The 19,381-nt window shown below is 44.4% G+C and carries 17 protein-coding genes; 11 read left to right on the top strand and 6 right to left on the bottom strand.

The annotated features are described in order from the left end of the window. Nucleotides 1-4: 4 nt before the first annotated feature. The gene (locus tag NC997_RS10425; RefSeq protein ID WP_190527254.1) at nt 5-1,009 is read right to left on the bottom strand and encodes an Npun_R2821/Npun_R2822 family protein; all 1,005 of its coding nucleotides are present in this window, start codon (nt 1,007-1,009) and stop codon (nt 5-7) included. An 86-nt stretch (nt 1,010-1,095) separates the two neighbouring features. On the opposite strand from NC997_RS10425, the gene NC997_RS10420 reads away from it, so the two are divergent. From NC997_RS10420 to NC997_RS10395, 6 genes are all read left to right on the top strand, one after another. Then, nucleotides 1,096-2,037, top strand: coding sequence for a hypothetical protein (locus NC997_RS10420; RefSeq protein ID WP_190527253.1), 942 nt, complete (start codon nt 1,096-1,098; stop codon nt 2,035-2,037). A 76-nt stretch (nt 2,038-2,113) separates the two neighbouring features. Then, on the top strand, nt 2,114-3,169 hold the full coding sequence (locus tag NC997_RS10415) for a hypothetical protein (protein ID WP_190527251.1): 1,056 nt from the start codon (nt 2,114-2,116) through the stop codon (nt 3,167-3,169). A 65-nt stretch (nt 3,170-3,234) separates the two neighbouring features. Continuing rightward, nucleotides 3,235-4,305, top strand: a complete 1,071-nt coding sequence (locus tag NC997_RS10410) for a hypothetical protein (RefSeq protein WP_190527249.1) — start codon at nt 3,235-3,237, stop codon at nt 4,303-4,305. A gap of 150 nt (nt 4,306-4,455) precedes the next feature. Further along, nucleotides 4,456-5,478: a hypothetical protein gene (locus NC997_RS10405; protein WP_190527246.1), complete on the top strand. Its 1,023-nt coding sequence runs from the start codon at nt 4,456-4,458 to the stop codon at nt 5,476-5,478. Nucleotides 5,479-5,595: 117 nt separating this feature from the next. Then, a complete protein-coding gene (locus tag NC997_RS10400; RefSeq protein WP_190527244.1) occupies nt 5,596-6,573 on the top strand; it encodes an Npun_R2821/Npun_R2822 family protein in 978 nt (325 codons plus the stop codon). Nucleotides 6,574-6,660: 87 nt separating this feature from the next. Beyond that, nucleotides 6,661-7,746 (top strand): polysaccharide pyruvyl transferase family protein, encoded by a 1,086-nt coding sequence (locus NC997_RS10395; protein ID WP_190527242.1) that lies wholly within the window; start codon nt 6,661-6,663, stop codon nt 7,744-7,746. 47 nt (nt 7,747-7,793) lie between these two features. Here NC997_RS10395 and NC997_RS10390 read toward each other — a convergent pair whose 3' ends face one another. The 3 genes from NC997_RS10390 to NC997_RS10380 all read right to left on the bottom strand — a co-directional run bounded on the left by NC997_RS10390 (nt 7,794) and on the right by NC997_RS10380 (nt 11,518). Further along, complete coding sequence (locus tag NC997_RS10390) at nt 7,794-9,812, bottom strand: ABC transporter ATP-binding protein (RefSeq protein ID WP_190527240.1); 2,019 nt, start codon at nt 9,810-9,812, stop codon at nt 7,794-7,796. Between the two features lie 43 nt (nt 9,813-9,855). Further along, nucleotides 9,856-11,067 (bottom strand): glycosyltransferase, encoded by a 1,212-nt coding sequence (locus tag NC997_RS10385; protein WP_190527238.1) that lies wholly within the window; start codon nt 11,065-11,067, stop codon nt 9,856-9,858. 244 nt (nt 11,068-11,311) lie between these two features. Beyond that, nucleotides 11,312-11,518, bottom strand: a complete 207-nt coding sequence (locus NC997_RS10380; protein ID WP_190411256.1) for a hypothetical protein — start codon at nt 11,516-11,518, stop codon at nt 11,312-11,314. A 171-nt stretch (nt 11,519-11,689) separates the two neighbouring features. Here NC997_RS10380 and gloB point away from each other — a divergent pair, with 171 nt between their 5' ends. From gloB to dnaB, 3 genes are all read left to right on the top strand, one after another. Next, nucleotides 11,690-12,463, top strand: a complete 774-nt coding sequence (gene gloB / locus NC997_RS10375; RefSeq protein ID WP_190527236.1) for a hydroxyacylglutathione hydrolase — start codon at nt 11,690-11,692, stop codon at nt 12,461-12,463. Between the two features lie 134 nt (nt 12,464-12,597). After that, nucleotides 12,598-13,056 carry a 50S ribosomal protein L9 gene (rplI, locus tag NC997_RS10370; RefSeq protein ID WP_190428532.1) on the top strand — a complete coding sequence of 153 codons (459 nt, stop codon included), beginning with the start codon at nt 12,598-12,600 and terminating at the stop codon, nt 13,054-13,056. A gap of 152 nt (nt 13,057-13,208) precedes the next feature. Continuing rightward, nucleotides 13,209-14,585 (top strand): replicative DNA helicase, encoded by a 1,377-nt coding sequence (gene dnaB, locus NC997_RS10365; protein WP_190411253.1) that lies wholly within the window; start codon nt 13,209-13,211, stop codon nt 14,583-14,585. Between the two features lie 208 nt (nt 14,586-14,793). On the opposite strand, the gene trpB is transcribed toward dnaB, so the two are convergent. Beyond that, entirely contained in the window at nt 14,794-16,044 is a 1,251-nt protein-coding gene (gene trpB, locus NC997_RS10360) for a tryptophan synthase subunit beta (RefSeq protein ID WP_190527234.1), read from the bottom strand. Between the two features lie 69 nt (nt 16,045-16,113). Here trpB and NC997_RS10355 point away from each other — a divergent pair, with 69 nt between their 5' ends. After that, nucleotides 16,114-16,272 carry a hypothetical protein gene (locus tag NC997_RS10355; protein ID WP_190527232.1) on the top strand — a complete coding sequence of 53 codons (159 nt, stop codon included), beginning with the start codon at nt 16,114-16,116 and terminating at the stop codon, nt 16,270-16,272. Between the two features lie 150 nt (nt 16,273-16,422). Further along, nucleotides 16,423-16,791: a translation initiation factor gene (locus tag NC997_RS10350; protein ID WP_190428534.1), complete on the top strand. Its 369-nt coding sequence runs from the start codon at nt 16,423-16,425 to the stop codon at nt 16,789-16,791. Between the two features lie 128 nt (nt 16,792-16,919). On the opposite strand, the gene NC997_RS10345 is transcribed toward NC997_RS10350, so the two are convergent. Then, nucleotides 16,920-19,091: an ATP-binding protein gene (locus NC997_RS10345; RefSeq protein ID WP_190527230.1), complete on the bottom strand. Its 2,172-nt coding sequence runs from the start codon at nt 19,089-19,091 to the stop codon at nt 16,920-16,922. Nucleotides 19,092-19,381: the final 290 nt, after the last annotated feature.

Genomic DNA, 19,381 nt, shown 5'->3' with positions numbered 1-19,381 from the left:
ATCCTCAACTGGTGAATCCAATTTTCTTTAAAACTCTTTTGGCTAAACTTGGAGCCTGATTGTAAGGTGTCGGTTTGGTTGTAAACTTGGGGCGCTTCTCTGGTTCGTGAAGATAGCGATAATACAAGAAAATATCCCGATAGGGAAAATCAATATTTTCTCCCTCACTAATCCGAGAAAACAATTTTGATGACAGCCCAATATAGTGTAGATAGGTTAGTCGTTTGCCTCGATCGTACAGAATATTATCCCTAGCTTCAAAATGGGGAGAAGTAACCGCGTTTCCAGTTTTTTGCTCGTCAGGTAAACGCAGCGCCAAGTTATAAACTGGAATCTCTCCTCTCATCGTCATATAGTTAAGAACTGATTGGTTAGGCGCTGGCATAAATAAAATTTCTGCCTCGCCTTCCTCTAGCTTGGATACTAACCAATCTCTTTGTTCCTGGGGGAATAACCCTCGCTTCCCGGCGTACATTCCGGCACAAAATATCTCTGTACTAAGCCGGTTTTTATCAACAACTTCTAATAATTTTGGTGACTGGAGATTAAAGATATGATTGGGGGATTTGTACTGAAAATCATAAACCACAAAATCATTCTCATTTAATTTATCAAAGATAATTTTTAAGGAATCCATGACTACGATATCGGCATCTAAGTAGATAAACCTTTCAAAAGGGCTATCCGCATCAAAGGCGCAGTATCGCCGATTCATGCCTATACGATTAACACCGGGTATTCCTTGTTCTTGCCAAGTCTTTAAAGCAGTTGGATGAGCTGCCCATACCCGTTTAGAAAAATCTTCCCAACGAGCAAACAAGTTAACATCATCCAGCAAGGTTACATTTTCCCGATTAGCGATTTCCGCGCGAACTCGATCTACTCGATTATCATAGGCAATAACGCAGACTGGGATTTCTTTACCGACATTGGCTTCTATGCTATTTAATAGAGCAACGAGTTGGTCGTAGACTACATCATTCGCTAGTGTATAGATGCCGTCTGTCATATAAAAATCCTCAGCAGGTTAATTTGAATAATACATTAAAATCTTTTTAGGAGCTTCCTGATGTCTAAAACACAAAGGCAGAATTAATGTCAATTGCTAGCTGTTCACTGTGGATTTTGGTAGCGCGAACCGATCTGCCGTTCATGATGCACACCATTCCTCATCTAGTGAAGATGAGTAAATTCAAGTTTAGCGAACGGGTGTTGGCTGTAGATACGGCACCGCTAACGGGGGACAAAGTCGGGCGTCCAGGCATCGGTACTCTAGAACAGTTACGGGAGCGCTGCGATCGCTTGCTGCGTGATGGTGTGGTAGACAAGGTAGTCGATATTGACTACTCCGGAGCCTATCACGACCGAGTATATCGCAAACATTTTGGCAGCCGCATCCGGTATACACATAACTATAAGGGCTACCCCATTTTGGGCACGATTTTTCACATTGAAGAAGCCCAAGGTGACTATATGCTTCACTATGACAGCGATATGCTGCTCCATCAGCAACCCGATTATAGCTGGGTAGACGAGGGGATGAAGTTGATGCAACAACACCCGGAAGTGATGGCAATCAGACCGCTGACTGGGCCACCGACGGAGGATGGTAGTATGTATCAACGGGTGCCCTATGAGCGAGACCCAGATGGATTCTATACATTTAAGTTTTTCAGTAGCCGCATTTACTTAATTGACAAGAAGCGCTTCGACAAGTTACTTCCATTACCAGTGCTGTGGCGTCCTTATCGGCAAAAGATTGCCAATCGGTTGCCAGTGAGGTTACAAACGATATTGAACAATATCGCTGGTAAAGGAGCTTTGGATTCTTGGGAAGTGATGGTATCGAACCAACTGGAGGCGACGCAGTATGTCCGAGGGGTTCTCGATTCTCCGAAAGCCTGGACGGTTCATCCAAAAGACCGGGGTTCAGAATTTATCGAAGCTTTACCTAAAATAATCGAGAAGGTTGAAACAGGGTGGTATCCTCCGGAACAAGCCGGTCATTATGACCTTCAGTTGAAACATTGGCTTTGACAGAGCGTTTGAAGATTTCTTGTATTGCTTGATTTTCAAGATTTACCGTAGTTATCCATGCTTATCTCCATCCCTCATGGCTGAACAGCTTCCAACGATTTATTTTTATCTTCCCGAATCGGACTGGCCTGATAGCAACATTCCGGTGAATCCTGAAACTTATCAAGAAGTTTATAAAAGTGGTAAATGCACTGGTACGTACAACTGGATATTACAAACCTATCTTCGTTTGAAAGCTGATGGTTTTCCCTGTGAAGTAGCCGGACAGATCCCTGCTGAGGGTATTGTTGTTGCGTGGACAGGTACTGTACCACCCGATCTGCGACCAGGACCAAAACAAATATTAGTGGTTGTTTGTGGAGATAAAGGGAAACACCGTTACGCACAGCTTCATGTTGTCCAAAATCGCCAGGAAATGCTCTATCCACACGTACATGTTGGGGATAAATATTTGTTTCCAGGGGAGAAATATTACATTCCGCATTGGCCTCAACCAGGGTTGATCCCGCGAGATCCAGCACGAGGCGATCGCTTTGAAAATGTTGCCTATTTAGGTCGTAAAGAAAATTTGATCTTCGAGCTGAGGCAGCCGTCGTGGCAGGAGCAGATGAATGCTTTGGGTTTGCGGTTTCAGGTAGTGAGAAACCCGATTCAATGGGGCGACTATAGCGAACTTGATGCAATCGTGGCTGTACGCAGCTTGAATCGTAAAAATGATTACTACTGGAAACCGGCTTCAAAGCTCTACAACTCCTGGATTGCTGGTGTACCTGCAATTCTAGGACGATGCGAGTCGGGGTACCGTTGGGAGCGCAAAAGCGAACTTGACTACCTAGAAGCAGGTTCTATTGATGAAGTGATTCTGGCACTGAAACGTCTTCGCGATGACAAAGAGTTGCGTCGTGCGATGATTGAAAATGGTAAGCTCCGTGCGAAGGAACTACAACCCGATCAGCTCACCACACAGTGGCGCACCTTTTTAACAGACATAGCAATTCCAGCTTACGAACGCTGGTGTACGGCTTCAAATTCGACCAGGAAAGTATTTTTAACGCGCCGTGACTTAGCTACCCAAACAAAGGGAGTTCGCATTCGTCTAAGCAACCTCTTGCACAAAATCAGAACCATTTAGGATTTCCCTGGAATTAACAGTTTTTGCCGATTCCCTGAATAACGGATGGTTTTCTATATACTCTTATGACTGACAAGCTACCACCGATTTATTTTTACATTCCCCAAAGTGACTGGCCTGGTGACATACCGGAAACGATTGATACTTACTGGCAATGGTTGGATGCCAAGCGCGGAATGTACAACTGGACATTGCAAACTTATCTGCGCCTCAAAGCTGATAAGTTTCCGTGCGAACTGGTAGGAACCATGCCGACAGAGGGAATTGTCGTGGCGCATTGGGACTTTCTTCCACAAAGCCTACAACCGGGATCGAAGGTGCTGATTGTTTGCATTCAGGCAGACCGAGCGCAACATCCCTATGCACAGATTCATATTGTGCAAAATCCGCAAGAGGAAATGGTAGTACGTTCGGTGAAGCTTTGGGAAAGCTACTTTATGCCGTACTGGCCTCAGCCGGGGTTAATTCCCCGCGATCCCTCACGAGGCGATCGCTTTGAGAAAGTTGCCTATGTGGGTCGTGAGGAGAATTTAGCACGGGAATTGAGAAAGCCAGAGTGGCAGGAACAACTCAAGGATCTAGGTTTGCAATGGGAAATCGTCAATAGTCGCGATCGCTGGAGCGATTACAGTGAAATCGACGCGATACTAGCTGTTCGCAACTTTAACCGTCATGGCGATTACAGTTGGAAACCAGCAACTAAGTTATATAACGCATGGCACGCTGGTGTACCCGCAATTATGGGTACTGATTCGGCATTCCGAGCCGAGCGCAAGAGCAAACTAGACTATGTGGAAGTAGCTTCTCTTGAGGATGCGATCGCTGCTCTCAAAGGCCTGCGCGATGACAAAGAATTGCGTCATGCCATGATTGAAAATGGTCGAGTCCGTGCTGAGGAAACAAAGGCAGAAAGATTGGTAGAACGGTGGCGCAGCTTTTTAACAGAGATAGCTGTTCCAGCCTACGAACGCTGGTGTACGGCATCGAGTTTGACCCGGCAAACATTTCTGAAGCGCCGCTACCTAGCTGTCGAAACGAAAGATTTACGGCATCGTATCCGAATTGCGCGATCGCAGGTATCCCGTCCCGTAAAATCACTGGTGTCACGGGTTAGAGAAGCGTGGAATTCCCGTTAAATGGATGATAACGACAAAGCTCAGTGGTGCAAACAGCACTATTTACTGTCAATTTAACAAACGTCTAGGCAAGGCAAGCAAAGAAGCTTTTTGATTGCAGATTCTCTATGCCTCAATTTTCTACTAACGCCTGCTCCTCTTCTTACCGCTATGAGTGATAAATTACCGCCAATATATTTTTATCTTCCCCAGTCAGACTGGGTTGAGGATATGCCAAAGAGTGCCGATACTTACTGGCAAGGTTTTGGACAAGGTATATACTGTTGGACACTACAAACTTACCTTCGCCTTAAAGCCGATGGCTTTCCGTGTGAGCTAATAGGGACAATGCCTACTGAGGGTATCGTCTTAGCGCATCGGCGCTCTTTCCCATTTGCTTTACAGCCACAACCAAAATTGCTGATGGTTTGCTTCAAGGCAGACTACGAGCGACATCCCTACGCACAGCTTCATGTTGTGCAAAACCCTCAAGAAGAATTCACCTTTAAAGAAAGTTCCTACATTGCGCATTGGTCACAACCAGGGTTAATTCCTCGCGATCCCTCACGGGGCGATCGATTTGAGAATGCTGCCTATTTTGGTATTACACACAACCTGGCAGATGAATTGAAGAAGCCATTGTGGCAGGAGCATCTGAAGGCTTTAGGTTTAAGTTGGCATATAGTGAAGCCTGAGCGCTGGAACGACTACAGTGATGTCGATGTAGTCGTAGCCGTGCGTAGCTTCGATCGCCAAGACTACACCTGGAAACCCGCCACGAAGTTGATTAACGCCTGGTGTGCTGGTGTACCAGCAATTCTAGGCACGGATTCTGCATTCCGAGCGGAGCGCCAAAGCGAACTAGACTATTTAGAGGTAGCTTCCCTTGAAGATGCGATCGCCGCTCTCCAGCGCCTTCGCGATGACAAACAGTTGCGGCGTGCCATGATGGAAAATGGTCGAGTCCGTGCTGAAAAAACACAACCGGCGAGGCTAGTTACACAATGGAGCAACTTCCTCACAGATGTAGCGGTTCCAGCCTATGAACGCTGGTATACGGCATCAGCTTGGAGCCGACAAACATTTTTGCAACGTCGTTCCCTAGCTATTAAAATAAACAGTGTGCAACGTCGCAAAAATCGTCTGCAAGAATATTTATCACCTTTCATGAAATCTTTTATATCTCAACTCTAATTGTGTATATAAATTGATAGTAAATTGATAGGCATAATAGACGGCAACCGCAGAATTGAGTTGTTATCAAGTCGCAAATAAGCATTACAAGCAATAAATTCAAATAGGTAAAGAATCATGAAAAACGGCATATATTTATTAGCAAACGATAAAGTTTACGATCAGGTAGTTGCTTTGCTTAATAGTATAAAGGCTAACTATAGTCAGAACATACCTGTGTGCATAATACCTTTTAATGAAAAAACAGATTTAATAGAAAAAGAAATTGTTAAAAGAAACAATGTTTTCTTATTTGAAAATAAAAAATCTATAGAGAAATGGGAGAATTTTATTACTGAAGTCCACAAAATATATTACACAAGTCTATCTGAAATAAAAATCAAAAAGACAGAAGTTCTAAATATGCATAGGAAATATTGTGCATTTGATGGACCTTTTGAGAAGTTTATATATCTTGACTCCGATACATTAGTCTTTCAACCGCTAGATCATGTATTTTCTAAGTTAGAAAAGTACGATTTTGTAGTGCATGATTTTCAGAGAAAAACTGCTATAAAAAAGGGTACAATTAGCAATTTTCTTGAAGTTTTTAAGGATGTATATGAATCAGAAGATGCCCTTGCTGAACGAATTCACTGCGCTGGTTTTTGGGGATCAAAACAAAATCTTATAGATGAAAAAGATTTAGATATTTTCATCAAAGAACTTGCCAATAATGAAGTAAAAATCTTTGGGGAATGGCTGAGTGAGCAACGTATCTTAAACTATATGACATTGAAAAAAAGATTTGACCTTTATAATTTTACTTTAGACGAAAAGTCTGAATATAAAACAGGCGTATGTGTAACATCTCCTCACTTTAAAGAGAAAAATCATATTTTATTCGACCAAGAGAAAAGACTAACTTACTTGCACTATATGGGTGTTAAAAATGACCGATTTGAGCGTTTATGCCGAGTGGCACAGTTAAATTTTCCTTTAAAAAATATTTATATAAAGCTTAGTGATAAGTTATTAGACTGGCAAATCTCAAGTATTCCCTACAAAAACGTATTCCTTTATTATAGATTTTTGCATGAAACCGGAAAAAATTGAGAAGCTTAAAGGCGTAGATGTGTAGGGGATTTAGGCAAATATCAAGCTTTCAATTAAGGAAAACTTACTAAAATAGAGGGTATAAAAATGGATACATCAACATCAGAAAAAATAAAAGAAGTATTGCACAGACAACTAGAAGGTTTAGGAACATTTGAACAGTGTGCTTTACTGAGCTATCCCGATCATTACAATGTTGGCGACCATTTGATCTGGCTAGGTACTTTGTTTTATCTAAAGGATGTTTTAAAGACAAAGATTAATTATGCAGCAAGTATTGAGAGTTTTTCTGAATTAGCAATGGAGGAGCAAGTTGGTAAAGCTCCTATAATCGTTCATGGTGGAGGCAATTTAGGAGATATTTGGTCTTATTATCAAAAATTTTATGAAGGTCTTGTTTCTAAATACCAAGACAGACCAATTATTATTATGCCACAGAGCATTTATTTTGCTAATCTAGATAAGCTAAAGAAAGCTGCAAATGTATTTAATGCTCATCCTAACTTAACGATATGTGCCCGTGAAAATTATAGTTACGAACTAGCTAGCCAACATTTTCATAATTGTCAGCTACTTAAAGCACCTGACATGGCTTTTCAACTAGCCAACCTACCTGGTTTATCCTCTAATTATAGTCAAAAGCATTCAATTCTTTACCATTGTAGAGGGGACAAAGAATTCAATGAAACCTCCTCTCCAACTTCTCTTGAACTTCCTAACCTGGTTGTCGAAGATTGGGCTTCCTATAAATACAAAGGTGCACCTAGAACTTCCTCTATTGCAGGTATTACCAGAATTTTACAGGACGGTTGGCAACAAGGCTCTATAATTCCTGTGGAATGGATATCGCGACAAATATGGCAAAATTTCCATTCCTATACGGCCAAATTTGAAGATATGTATGAACCCTCTATACATCGCAAATCTTGGAAATTTATGCATAATGGGGTTTATCAATTTAAGCAGCATCGTCTGATCGTCACGAATCGTTTACATGGGCATATTCTTTGTGTTCTTTTAGGCATTCCTCATGTTTTTTTAGCGAACGCCTATCACAAAAATGAATCATTTTATCAAACTTGGACTTATCAAATTCCTTATTGTAAATTTGTAAAAGACGCTTCTCAAGTTAAAGATACAGTACAAGAACTTTTAGATGCGCTTAAAAATTGAAAAGCGCATAAAGCTTTAATGCTGAAAAGAATAAGGGTAGATAATTGCTATTTCATTTTAGAGCTTTCTTCTAGAAACTCTAAAGTTCTGAGAAGACGAATTGCTGACTCGTATGCTTCCTCGGTCAGTTCGCGTGACTCTTCTGCACTGTCTACTAAATCATCAACTACTAACTTGAGAAAACCAATCATGGGGTTCAGACGAGACCGAACTTCGTAAGAGGTTTTGACTAAAGCTTCATTAACGGCAGCTTTAATAACATTTTGAGTGGTTTCAGAGAACTGCATTGAGTACAGACGAGTGTAGTAGCCGTTTTTCTTTAAAAGTTCCTCATGAGTGCCGAGTTCTACAACACGACCTTTTTCCATTACGGCAATTTGATCGGCTTTCTGCACGGTGGAAAGGCGGTGAGCAATTACAACTGTTGTGCGATCGCGACAAAGTTCCTCAATCGCCTGTTGCACCAAACGCTCTGAAACTGTATCCAGGGCACTGGTGGCTTCATCTAAAATCAATATCTCTGGGTTGCGTAGCAGTGCGCGAGCGATCGCAATCCGTTGTCGTTGTCCCCCCGATAGGAGAACTCCCCGATCCCCAATGGTTGTATCAAATCCTTGGGGTAAGTTCACAATAAATTCGTAAGCGTTTGCTCGTTTAGCCGCTTCCACCACCTCTTCCTCAGTCACTTTCTCCCAGGCATAGGCGATGTTGTTGCGAACGGAATCATTAAATAGAAACGTATCTTGACTGACGATGCCCATCGCTTTTCTCAGAGAGTGCATGTCAAATTCCTTCATATTTCTTCCATCCATCGTGATGCGACCCTCGGTCGGATCGTAAAATCTTGGTAGTAGATCGACCAGCGTTGACTTACCTGCCCCCGATGCTCCTACTAAAGCAAGAGTTTTCCCTTTAGGAATCCATAAATCTATCTTGTTTAGGACTAAATCGTCACTCCCCGCATAGGCAAAAGACACGCCCTCAAAACGAATTTCATCTTTAAATCCGGTGTAAGGAACGCCACCACTTACCATCAATGGCTTGTTATCCCGGCGCAAGAAATCTGTCACTACTTCAACGCTGGGGACAGAGTTGGCAAATTCGCCCCTGGCACTGTTTAACTGACTTACAAAAGGCAGTAACCGGAACAGGACAACTAGATAAGTCAGTAGTACTGCTGAAAGCGACTCCAACTGCTGTAAAAATAAAGCACGACCTAACAATACAATTGCTAATACGACAATAATTCCCGATACTTCGTTGATGGGTCCAATCGCTGCGGAGTTCGCTTGCGATTGTAATTCCGCTTGTTCGCGTTCCTTGATCAGTTTGTTGAGTCGCTGGAATTCCTGCTCTTCATTGCTAACACTTTTGATAAGCCGAATCCCAGTCAAAACTTCAAGTTGGGCACTAGAATAAGCCTTTGATGCTCTTGATACTGCTTTCCCAAATTTCTTGGAGCGGTTGATATAAAATTGATTGGGCAGCGTTACTAAAATCAACAAAACTGTAGATGCTAAGGTCAGTTGCCAAGAAATCAATAATAATATCCAAACAAATACTAAAATTGTAACTACTGTAATAAATAGCCGTATTAAAACGCGAATTGAACCAGCAGTCCGACTAACTTCTTGTCCTAATCGATTAATAATATCTCCAACTTTCGTCTTTGCATAAAATTCAATATCGACATCTAACAATAGCTGAATTCCTTCTTTACGAATATCGTTGACCAAGGATTTGGATAGATAACTGCCGACTAAAGAGCTTACATAGCTAGTCACATTTTTGAGAATAATGGCTAGTAATACTGCCGCAGTCATTGCTATAAGGCGATTTTCTCCAGTAAAACCGTCAAAGACAGAAAGCATTCTCCGAATGATCGGGGGGCCTCCACTAACATTCAGCTGATCTTGCCCTAAAAAGTCCAGCACTACTGGCACAATTAAGGTTGTACTCACACCATTAAATAGAGCGCCGGAAAAGCCAAGAACAACTGTCGCGATCACTAGAACAGGATACCGTAGCGCAAATTGTAGAAGTAACTTATTAGAGTTTGAAAACATACTTTCTTTTCTGCTACGAAGCGAGCCTCACTTGATTGATAGTCTAAACCTTGCCAACTAGTTGCAAATCTTTAATCACATCAGATAGTATAGATGCCATTGTCTCGCTACTATAGTGGGATATGCATCTTTCTCTTGCTTTTATACCCTGCTGATTTGCTTCATCTAAATGCTCGAATATCCATTGGATTTTTTCAGCAATTTCTTCTGGAGATTCAGGAGCAACTAGATAACCTGTGCCGCCTAGAATCTCTGGAATATCGCCAACGTAAGTAGACAGAATTGGTTTTGCCATTGCCATTCCATCTGTTAGTTTGAGCGGGAACTGAGCCTGTGCAGCAGGGGTATCTCGTTGGGGAACAACCACAATATGGGCAGCGGCTACCACAGCAGGCATTTCTGAAACTGGATATTTTGGTAGTTTGATAATCCAACGCTCCCACTGTTGCATTAATTGATTATCGTAGGCATCGTAGGGACTTCCCCCAACAATTACGAGTCTAAGGTCTGGCTGATTCAGCCGGTCTAGTGCTGCTAAGACATCTTCAAGACCTTTGTACGGTCGTGGCGCTCCTGGAAACATTAAAATACGGTAGCCTGTGAGACCATAACGGATTCTACTTGCTTCAGAATCGAATTGGCTAGGATCGAAAAGAGTAGTATCTTTACCATTCGGTAAATATACACCTCCAAAGCGATCTTTCAAGAATTGAGTGTGTAATGTAATCGTATCGGCATAAGATACCAAGCTTTCCATCCACTTCAAATAAAGAGGGTGATCTGGATATCTTAATGCCCCATCAGGCTTCAAAGTATCTCTATAAAATTGCTTTAAACTGGGACGATATTTCCATTGCTCGCCTCCATGCCAACTGAGTTCCCAGTCATCTATATCTAAAATAACAGGACAACGAGCTGTTATTTTCTTAATGATAGATAATCCGAAACTTGTAGGTTTCAGTTTTACGGCGTATATAATATCTCCATCAATTTGTTTTATAAGTTTTTGAGCGGCTTTTATAAAACCTGAATGATAAGCGCAAGGAATAGCAACAATTGGTATGTTCGATTGAGCGACTTCTAGTGATTCTTCACCAAAAACAAAACCAAAAATTTTTACTTCATGGTTAAGTTTCTTTAAGGCTTCATATAGCAAAAACGTACGAACAGCCCCTCCCCATCTTCCTGCACCACTAGCGGATAGATCGCTTACAATCAATGAAATTTTTAATTTTTTGTTTTGCTGTAAGTCCACAAATTTCTAGTTAAATTTAGATAGTTGAACATAGAATAAGCGAGTAATAGTACAGTCTAGCTGAAATAACCAATTTAATCCTTTCTAGAGACTGACTTCATTCTTTATCAGTATAATGGGTGAAGTTAAAATATCAAGAAACTGGAATAAATGTATGTAGGAAAAAACAATGGTAAGTAAATCAGCTAGTAGGGTTCGGTGTCTGTTCGGCATTCCCATCTGCTAAAAAAGAATTGAAGAAGGTCTAGTCAACAAACTTTAGATGACCCGTTTGGATATTGTCAAAGATGCGATTAAGCTGGCGACGTTCTTCGTCTGTCACTAGGTAATCAGAAAGAATAGCCGTTGTCAGATGCAGATACTCGCTTCGGGTCAACTGACCGGCTGACAGGATACGGTCTACCATTTGTTGAATCTGTAGGTTTGACTGGCGTTCTCGTGTCCATGCCATAGGTGGTTAGTGACTCCTCAATTTTCGCCGATTATTTGGTGGCGTCTACTGTCTATTTAAGATTATCTGTTTGCCGTTCGTTGGCATTTGTCTAAAGTTTCTGTAAGAATAATGTTAAGAAATGATAAAGTCCTGTCCCATTGGGACACTCCCTTACAGAGGCAGTGGTAAATGCAGGTTGACCGAATTCCGGTACTTTCTGACAACTACATCTTTTTGCTGCATGACCCGACTCAGAAGATAGCAGCGGTTGTAGACCCCGCTGAAGCTCAGCCGGTACTGCAACGCTTGCAAGAAATTGACGTGCAGTTGGTAGCAATTTTCAATACTCACCATCATAGCGATCATGTGGGCGGAAATCGGCAGCTGATGCAACGCTTTCCGGATGTCTGCGTGTATGGGGGGGCTGAGGATAAAGGTAGAATTCCTGGGCAACAGGTGTTTTTGCAGGAGGGCGATCGCGTCGAGTTTGCCGGTAGAAGTGGCGAAGTTTTCTTTGTTCCCGGACATACCCGCGCCCACATTGCTTACTACTTCCCGCCAGCAACTGCTGAGGAAACGGGCGATTTATTTTGTGGTGACACCTTGTTTGCCGGTGGCTGTGGCAGGCTGTTTGAAGGTTCACCCACTCAGATGGTGTCAAGCTTGAGCAAGCTCAGGGCTTTACCGGATACTACCCGCGTTTGGTGCGCTCATGAATACACCCTGAAAAACCTCCAATTTGCTCTCACCGTCGATGGGGAAAATCCAGATTTACAATCCCGCTATGCTGAGGTCAAAGACGCCCGCAGTCGTTTGGAGGCAACGGTGCCATCGAAGCTAGGAGTAGAAAAGCGCACGAATCCATTTTTACGCTGGGACACTCCGACGCTGCAATCAGCAGCGAACAGCCAAGATCCAGTGCAGGCTTTTGCTCGGCTGCGGGGGATGAAAGATCGGTTTTAGGATTCTGTACCCCGGCAAACAGATAGGCATTCGCTGAATTCAGATTTTATATTGCGATCGCTCAACATATTTTCGTAGTATGGAGTGTTCTACCCCACGATTAATTTTCTTTTGTCTGTAGCAGAAAAAAAACTATGGCGAAGCGCGTGCAATTAGTTTTGAATCAAGATGTCAGCAAGCTAGGAAAAAGCGGTGACTTGGTTGAAGTCGCTCCCGGCTATGCTCGCAATTATCTAATTCCCCAAAAACTGGGAATCCCTGCCACTGCTGGCTTGCTCAAGCAAGTCGAACGGCGCAAAGAAAAAGAGCGGGTGCGCCTGTTGGAAGAAAAACAGCAGAGCCTTGAGCTGAAGACTGCCATAGAAGCTGTGGGCAGCTACACCATCGCCAAGCAGGTGGGTGAAGAAAATGCCATTTTCGGTACCGTCACGAGTGCAGAAGTGGTGACAGCCATTCTCCAAGCCACTGGGAAGGAAATCGATCGCCGGACGATCAGTCTTCCCGATATTGGTGAGACGGGCACCTACAAGGCAGAGATCAAGCTACACCCTGAAGTTAGTGCAGTTGTGCAAATTCAGGTTGTGCCCAGCTAATCGGAGTGCCTTGCCTGAAAACTTGAGTCACCGCCACAACGGTTTGACCGATAGTTTCCTGCCAGGGAAGGGGGTTGAGTGAAGCAGGAGTGCGATCGCTTAACCCCCGTTATCATAGTCATGGTCTGAATCTTTCTGAGAACGGCCTTGTTATGGCTAACGAACTAAATTTCCAAGGCAAAAACGGTAACGAAGCGATGTCGTCCTTGGCGAATCGCTTACCCCCCCAAAACATTGAGGCCGAAGAAAGTATTTTGGGAGGTATTTTACTAGATCCGGAAGCCATTGGTCGGGTTGCCGATATCCTCCTGCCAGACGCATTTTCAATTAACGCTCACAAGGCAATCTATCGCGCCGCCCTTGCCTTAAGCAGTCAAGGCAAACCCACAGATTTGATGAGTGTCACTACTTGGCTGTATGACAGGAGCGAACTTGACAAAGTGGGCGGACAGAGTAAGTTAGCCCAACTGGTAGATCGCACCGTGTCTGCTGTCAACATCGACCAGTATGCAGCACTGGTGATGGATAAATACCTGCGCCGGAAGTTAATTCAAGCAGGTGGCGAGATTTCTCAGTTAGGTTATGAGACAGCGACCGAGCTGGAAACGATTCTCGACCAGGCGGAACAGAAAGTTTTTAGTCTCACCCAGGATCGCCCTCAGCAAGGTCTGGTACCGATTTCCGACACCCTAATCAATACGTTTCAGGATATTGAAATCCGCCATCAGGATCTCGCCCTCCCCGGTCTTCCCTGTGGCTTCTATGACCTTGACGCGATGACTGGTGGTTTTCAGCGTTCTGACTTGATTATCGTGGCGGGAAGACCGTCTATGGGGAAAACGGCTATCTGTTTGAATATTGCTCGAAATATCGCTGAATTTCATAAATTGCCAGTCGCTGTTTTTAGCCTGGAAATGTCCAAAGAACAGCTGGTGCAGCGAATGCTGGCTAGCGAGGCAGGAATTGAAAGTAACCGCCTGCGGGCTGGGCGAATTAGTCAAAATGAGTGGGAACCACTCTCGCACGCCCTCGGCACCCTCTCGGAGATGCCAATCTACATTGACGACACGCCCAATATGACGGTGATGCAGATGCGATCGCAAGCTCGTCGTCTCCAGGCAGAACAGCATGGAGAATTGGGATTAATTCTCTTAGATTACTTGCAATTAATGGAAGGAGCCAGTGACAATCGGGTGCAAGAATTGTCAAAAATGACGCGAAGTCTCAAAGGTTTAGCCCGCGAACTCAACGTCCCGATTATTGCCTTATCCCAGCTCAGTCGCGGCGTCGAAGCGCGTAACAATAAGCGTCCGATGATGTCAGATTTACGTGAAAGTGGAAGTATTGAGCAAGATGCTGACTTAATCATCATGCTTTATCGGGATGAATACTATAACAATGACACGCCCGATCGAGGCATTGCAGAGATTATTATTGCAAAACATCGCAATGGCCCAGTAGGGACTGTGAGACTATTATTCGATCCGCAATTTACACGCTTTCGTAATCTGGCTTCTTCCAATCGCTGAGGATGGAAACACTATAGGGGTTCTCAGTTGAGTGTGATGTATGCACTCGCCACCTCACCTCAAAGCCGTCTCCGCTTTTGGGGTGAAACAGGGTGGTTTTAATTAATCTACTTCACCTTGTTTCGTTTCATGACGAATTAAGAGTAGTGGGTAAAGATTACTCACTACTCTTAAGCCATGACCGATTTGAAAAGAGAGCTAATCGCCATTAAAGAGACAGGACTTTAGCAACTGTCTGCACATCCTTATCGCCGCGTCCAGAACAGTTGATGACAATGCGGGGATTGCCAGTCAGTTGAGGGCAGAGAATATCCAGGTAAGCGATCGCGTGAGACGTTTCCAACGCTGGAATAATTCCCTCTAGCTGCGATAACTTCCGAAACGCTACCAAAGCCTCTTGGTCAGTCACGCTGTAATATTCAGCTCGACCTTCATCCTTGAGATAACTATGCTCCGGGCCAACGCCGGGATAATCTAGACCAGCGCTGATAGAATGCGCCTCCACCACTTGACCATCCTCATCTTGCAGCAAATAGCTCATCGCCCCGTGTAAAACCCCCACCCGTCCCTTGGTAAGAGTGGCAGCGTGTTTCTCGGTATCAACACCCTCACCAGCCGCCTCAATTCCAATCAGTCGGACTGATGGGTCTTTCACAAACTCGTAGAAGAGTCCCATCGCATTTGAGCCACCGCCGACGCAAGCTAGGAGAATATCCGGCAAACCGCCCCATTTCTCCATCGCTTGAGCGCGAGTTTCCTGACCAATTACTGCATGGAAGTCGCGCACCAACATCGGATAAGGGTGAGGGCCTGCAACCGAACCTAAGATGTAGTGAGTCGTTTCTACATTCGTTACCCAATCCCGAATGGCTTCTGACGTGGCATCTTTAAGCGTTCCGGTTCCCGCCGCCACAGGGCGCACCTCTGCCCCCATCAGCCGCATCCGAAACACATTCAGCGATTGCCGTTCCATATCCTGGACGCCCATATAAATGACGCAATCCAGACCAAATCGAGCGCAAACCGTAGCTGTAGCGACGCCATGCTGTCCGGCACCCGTTTCTGCAATAATCCGCTGCTTGCCCATTCGCTTTGCCAACAATACCTGAGCCAAAGCATTGTTGATTTTGTGGGCACCCGTATGGTTCAAATCTTCCCGCTTCAGATAAATTTGTGGCCCCGTACCATCTGGCTTTGCATGGTGAGCCGTCAAACGTTCGGCAAAATAAAGAGGGCTGGGACGACCCACATAATCCCGCAGCAATCCTTGAAGTTCCTGCTGGAAAGCGGGTTCAGCTCGGTATTGTTGAAAAGCAGCTTCCAACTCACTCAGCGCTGGCATCAACGTTTCCGGCACGTACTTGCCGCCAAATCGTCCAAATCGCCCTAGTGCATCGGGTTGTTGTGTAGAAGCGTTAGCAGTTTCTTGGGAATCAGGAGAAATGGGAGTACGTGTCACAGCGAATTGTGGGAATTACAACACAAACTTCATTATAGTTTCGATGAGTTTATCCAAAACAAAATTACTGTGCTGGAAGGTTCTAGTGTCTCGGAGATAGAGTGGGGCTGGGAGGTGCAGCCGTTGGGATGGGAACTGGAGTGGCATTTAAAGACGGCGGCGGCGACTGGTTCGATTTTGGCGGCGAGATTTAACAAATTCGCTAAAATTGCCCTACAGGGTAGATAGGTGCGCTCTTCCAGATGTATCTCACACTCTCATTGAGAGCTGCTATATCTAAATAAATCACGGACAAAGCTCGCGCCCAAATTTTGAAGAGATTTCCGGCTTCTCCTCGATCTAATCTGTTCTTGAATAACTTTTACCTGACTCACTGTTATGTCTTCTTCCAAGGGCAAAGCATCCAGTTCTAAAACACCCGCTCAAAATCGCGTTATCTACTCGGAATTCGGAAACACCGATAATTCAGATGCCTTAGAACGACCCGTGCCAGAACTACCGCCCAATCAGCAAAACCTCAAGGTTCAGGCATCTCGGAAAGGAAGAAAGGGCAAAACTGTTACTGTAATCAGTGGCTTTCAGATAAAACCAGAAACACTGGAAGCCCTAGCGAAACAGTTGAAAGCTCAGTGCGGCACGGGGGGCACAGTGAAGGAAAATGCGATTGAGATTCAGGGGGATCATACTCAGAAACTCGTCCAAGTTCTCGCAACTTTGGGCTACAAAGCGAAAATTAGTGGCGGCTGACTTTAGTTGGAAACAGGATGAAATGCTAGAAATCAAAGTACGGATCTAAGATTATCAATTGCTCTCTCGATGGGAGTGGAAAAACACCGATAATCGCCGGTTTAGTCAGCTTGGGTAAGGCACATTTCTCAGGAAGGTTGTGCTTCAGTAACAGTCGAAGGCTTCAGCGGCAACGACACTGTAAAGCAAGTGTAATTGGCAGCACTTTCTAGATGAATCGTGCCTCCTAAATTGGCAACCAATTTCTGTACCAGCGCCAGTCCCAAGCCAGTCCCGCCTTGCTTCCAGGGATCGGAGTTGGGAATCCGGTAAAACTTTTCAAATACTCGTTCGCGCTCGCTGGCTGGAATTTCCACGCCAGTATTTATTACGCTCACTTCCATCTTATCTGCGACGCTACGTGCTTTTACTGCAATCCGTTCGGCTGATGGCGTGTACTTGCAGGCATTGTTGAGTAACTCGCTGAATATGCGTCCTAAACTGGTGCGATCGCAAATTAACGGAGGCAGTTCGGACTCAAGGTGAATTTCTAAGTGGCGATCGCGTTCTTGGGCTGGCTTTTGAAAAGTTTCTACAATTGTGGGAAGCCAATCTTCTAGCTGAATGCTTGTCAGTACCAAAGGCTGAATCTCTGCATTGATTCGCTGCCACTCTAGTAGATCGTTGATCAAGTTGGTTTCTCGCTCGCATTCATTATGCAAAATATGGAAGTAGCGAGCCACTTTGTTTCTTTCTGCGGGCGGCTTCGAGAGTTCTGCAAACAGTCCGTGGTCTTTATTCAAGGCAATCCCCAACATCTGAATCGCCATTTTCATGTTGGCAACTGGCGATCGCAATTCATGGGGAACGGTACTGAGAAAGTCATCTTTGAGGCGATTCAGCTTTTCCAGTTCTGCGACTTGCGTTTGTGCTGCTTGGTAGAGTCGAGCTTGTCGAATTGCGATCGCGCATTGAGACGCCACTTGCTGCACAAGCTGGATTTCTAGCTCGTTGAAAGCTTCTTCCTGCCGCTTAAATAACCAGAGATCCCCAAATACTGCTTGGCTATCAAAAATCGGACAAGCTAGGATAGCCACCGATCCTCGAATCTCAGGGATTAGGTAACAAAACTGGAAATACTGACCTTTCAGTAATTGAGCATCGTCTTGAAAAAGGTCAGAAATTGTGACGACTTTTCCTAGTGCCGATGGCAATCCTTGGGTGTATTCGTGAGCGATTGTTGCCGTGGTTTGATTGGCATCGTATAAAGCTGTATCGCAGCCTTCAATCCCCAACACTAACGTTAATTCTTCGACAGCCGTTTGCAAAATATGGTTTTCGTCGAGGCTATCACGAACTTTGTCAGTAATGCGTTTAAGCATTGCTTCAAAGTCAAGGATCTGTTGCAAGTGGATTGTGCGATCGCGATTGAGCCGGTCGTGGGGTTGCTCGTACAGCGTTTTTTGCAACCTCGTATCCCTTACCCCGCTATCATTTTGGGCAATTTTTCCCTCAACCTGATTTTCTAGATCCCTATCGGCGCACTCCCAATTTGTCCCCGAAAAATCTACTACCCGCTCGGCTTGACACGGAAGCATTTGTTGCAGCAGCCAGCGCAAACCTACGACTTGCAGATGTTGCGGCTCTTGCACTGGCTCGACAGTGACGATAGCCTTAAATGTCCTACCCTGCCTTGTTTGCAGGCAGATTTCCCAGTTATTGACAACAAATCCCTGTTGTAGGGCGCTGAGCTGAGTCTGAAAGTCGTCACGAGCATCCGTGACCACGAACTCCACCAGCGCCTTACCGACTAAGCTTTCTTGAACGCTTTCGAGCCACTCACCGCTAGTCCGGTTGGCTGATAAAATTACGGCTTCTGGATTTGTCACCAAAAAGCCAATCCCCTTTCCCTGGGAAACCACCTCTGAGTTGCTATAAGCAGGCTCGATTGCTTGTAAAGCTTTTTGGTGAGTGGAAAGGAAAATAAACTCACCTTCGGTTGGGGAACGCTGCTGTTCTTTGAGTCCTGCGTGATTTTTGTTAGCAAATTCTTGCTGAATTTGTTGGCGCAGTTGCTCAATGACGGCCTGCATTTCTTGCAGCTGGGTCGATAGTTTTTTCAGAGCATCCACGAGCGGCTCCTGGTGAGACATCGGTAACTTTCCAGCACATTGCCACAGATGCTCAAGCCGCTGTAGGGAATCTTCAATCTGCTGGTCTAGATCATTTACCATTGCACCCTTTAGCCGCCTAGACAACGCTTCTGTATCAGCAGTAATACCCATATCAGCAATGCTCAGATTTTGCCGGATTTGTTGCAATAATAGCTCTGCTTATTTGTGCCTTTATTTTCTTAATAGAATAACTTCATATTCTTTGGGGCAGCATCGCATCTTAGACTGATTTTCCCCAAAAAAGTTCCTGCCTTGTTGATAAATATGTAGCCCAGCTTGATGTTTTGAGGATTTCCCCGATAGTCTCACACAAACCATTGCTTCTCGGCGATCGCCCGCGATTCCCGTTCCCAAAATTCCTCTCTACTGACGACTGACTTAATATTTTTAAACATTAAAGATTTTTAGCATTTTAGTAGCAAAGATAACAGTAAAGT

Origin of the sequence: Trichocoleus sp. DQ-A2, assembly GCF_039961915.1 — a bacterium.
Taxonomy (GTDB): Bacteria; Cyanobacteriota; Cyanobacteriia; order Cyanobacteriales; family FACHB-T130; genus FACHB-T130.
Note: the sequence above shows the minus strand (reverse complement) of the source record. Positions and strands in the feature narration are given on the sequence as shown.

Bases quoted from the DNA above. Each gene is read 5' to 3' on its own strand.
- NC997_RS10425 (WP_190527254.1), bottom strand. From the start codon at position 1,009: ATGACAGACGGCATCTATACACTAGCGAATGATGTAGTCTACGACCAA.
- NC997_RS10420 (WP_190527253.1), top strand. From the start codon at position 1,096: ATGTCAATTGCTAGCTGTTCACTGTGGATTTTGGTAGCGCGAACCGAT.
- NC997_RS10415 (WP_190527251.1), top strand. From the start codon at position 2,114: ATGGCTGAACAGCTTCCAACGATTTATTTTTATCTTCCCGAATCGGAC.
- NC997_RS10410 (WP_190527249.1), top strand. From the start codon at position 3,235: ATGACTGACAAGCTACCACCGATTTATTTTTACATTCCCCAAAGTGAC.
- NC997_RS10405 (WP_190527246.1), top strand. From the start codon at position 4,456: ATGAGTGATAAATTACCGCCAATATATTTTTATCTTCCCCAGTCAGAC.
- NC997_RS10400 (WP_190527244.1), top strand. From the start codon at position 5,596: ATGAAAAACGGCATATATTTATTAGCAAACGATAAAGTTTACGATCAG.
- NC997_RS10395 (WP_190527242.1), top strand. From the start codon at position 6,661: ATGGATACATCAACATCAGAAAAAATAAAAGAAGTATTGCACAGACAA.
- NC997_RS10390 (WP_190527240.1), bottom strand. From the start codon at position 9,812: ATGTTTTCAAACTCTAATAAGTTACTTCTACAATTTGCGCTACGGTAT.
- NC997_RS10380 (WP_190411256.1), bottom strand. From the start codon at position 11,518: ATGGCATGGACACGAGAACGCCAGTCAAACCTACAGATTCAACAAATG.
- gloB (WP_190527236.1), top strand. From the start codon at position 11,690: ATGCAGGTTGACCGAATTCCGGTACTTTCTGACAACTACATCTTTTTG.
- rplI (WP_190428532.1), top strand. From the start codon at position 12,598: ATGGCGAAGCGCGTGCAATTAGTTTTGAATCAAGATGTCAGCAAGCTA.
- dnaB (WP_190411253.1), top strand. From the start codon at position 13,209: ATGGCTAACGAACTAAATTTCCAAGGCAAAAACGGTAACGAAGCGATG.
- NC997_RS10350 (WP_190428534.1), top strand. From the start codon at position 16,423: ATGTCTTCTTCCAAGGGCAAAGCATCCAGTTCTAAAACACCCGCTCAA.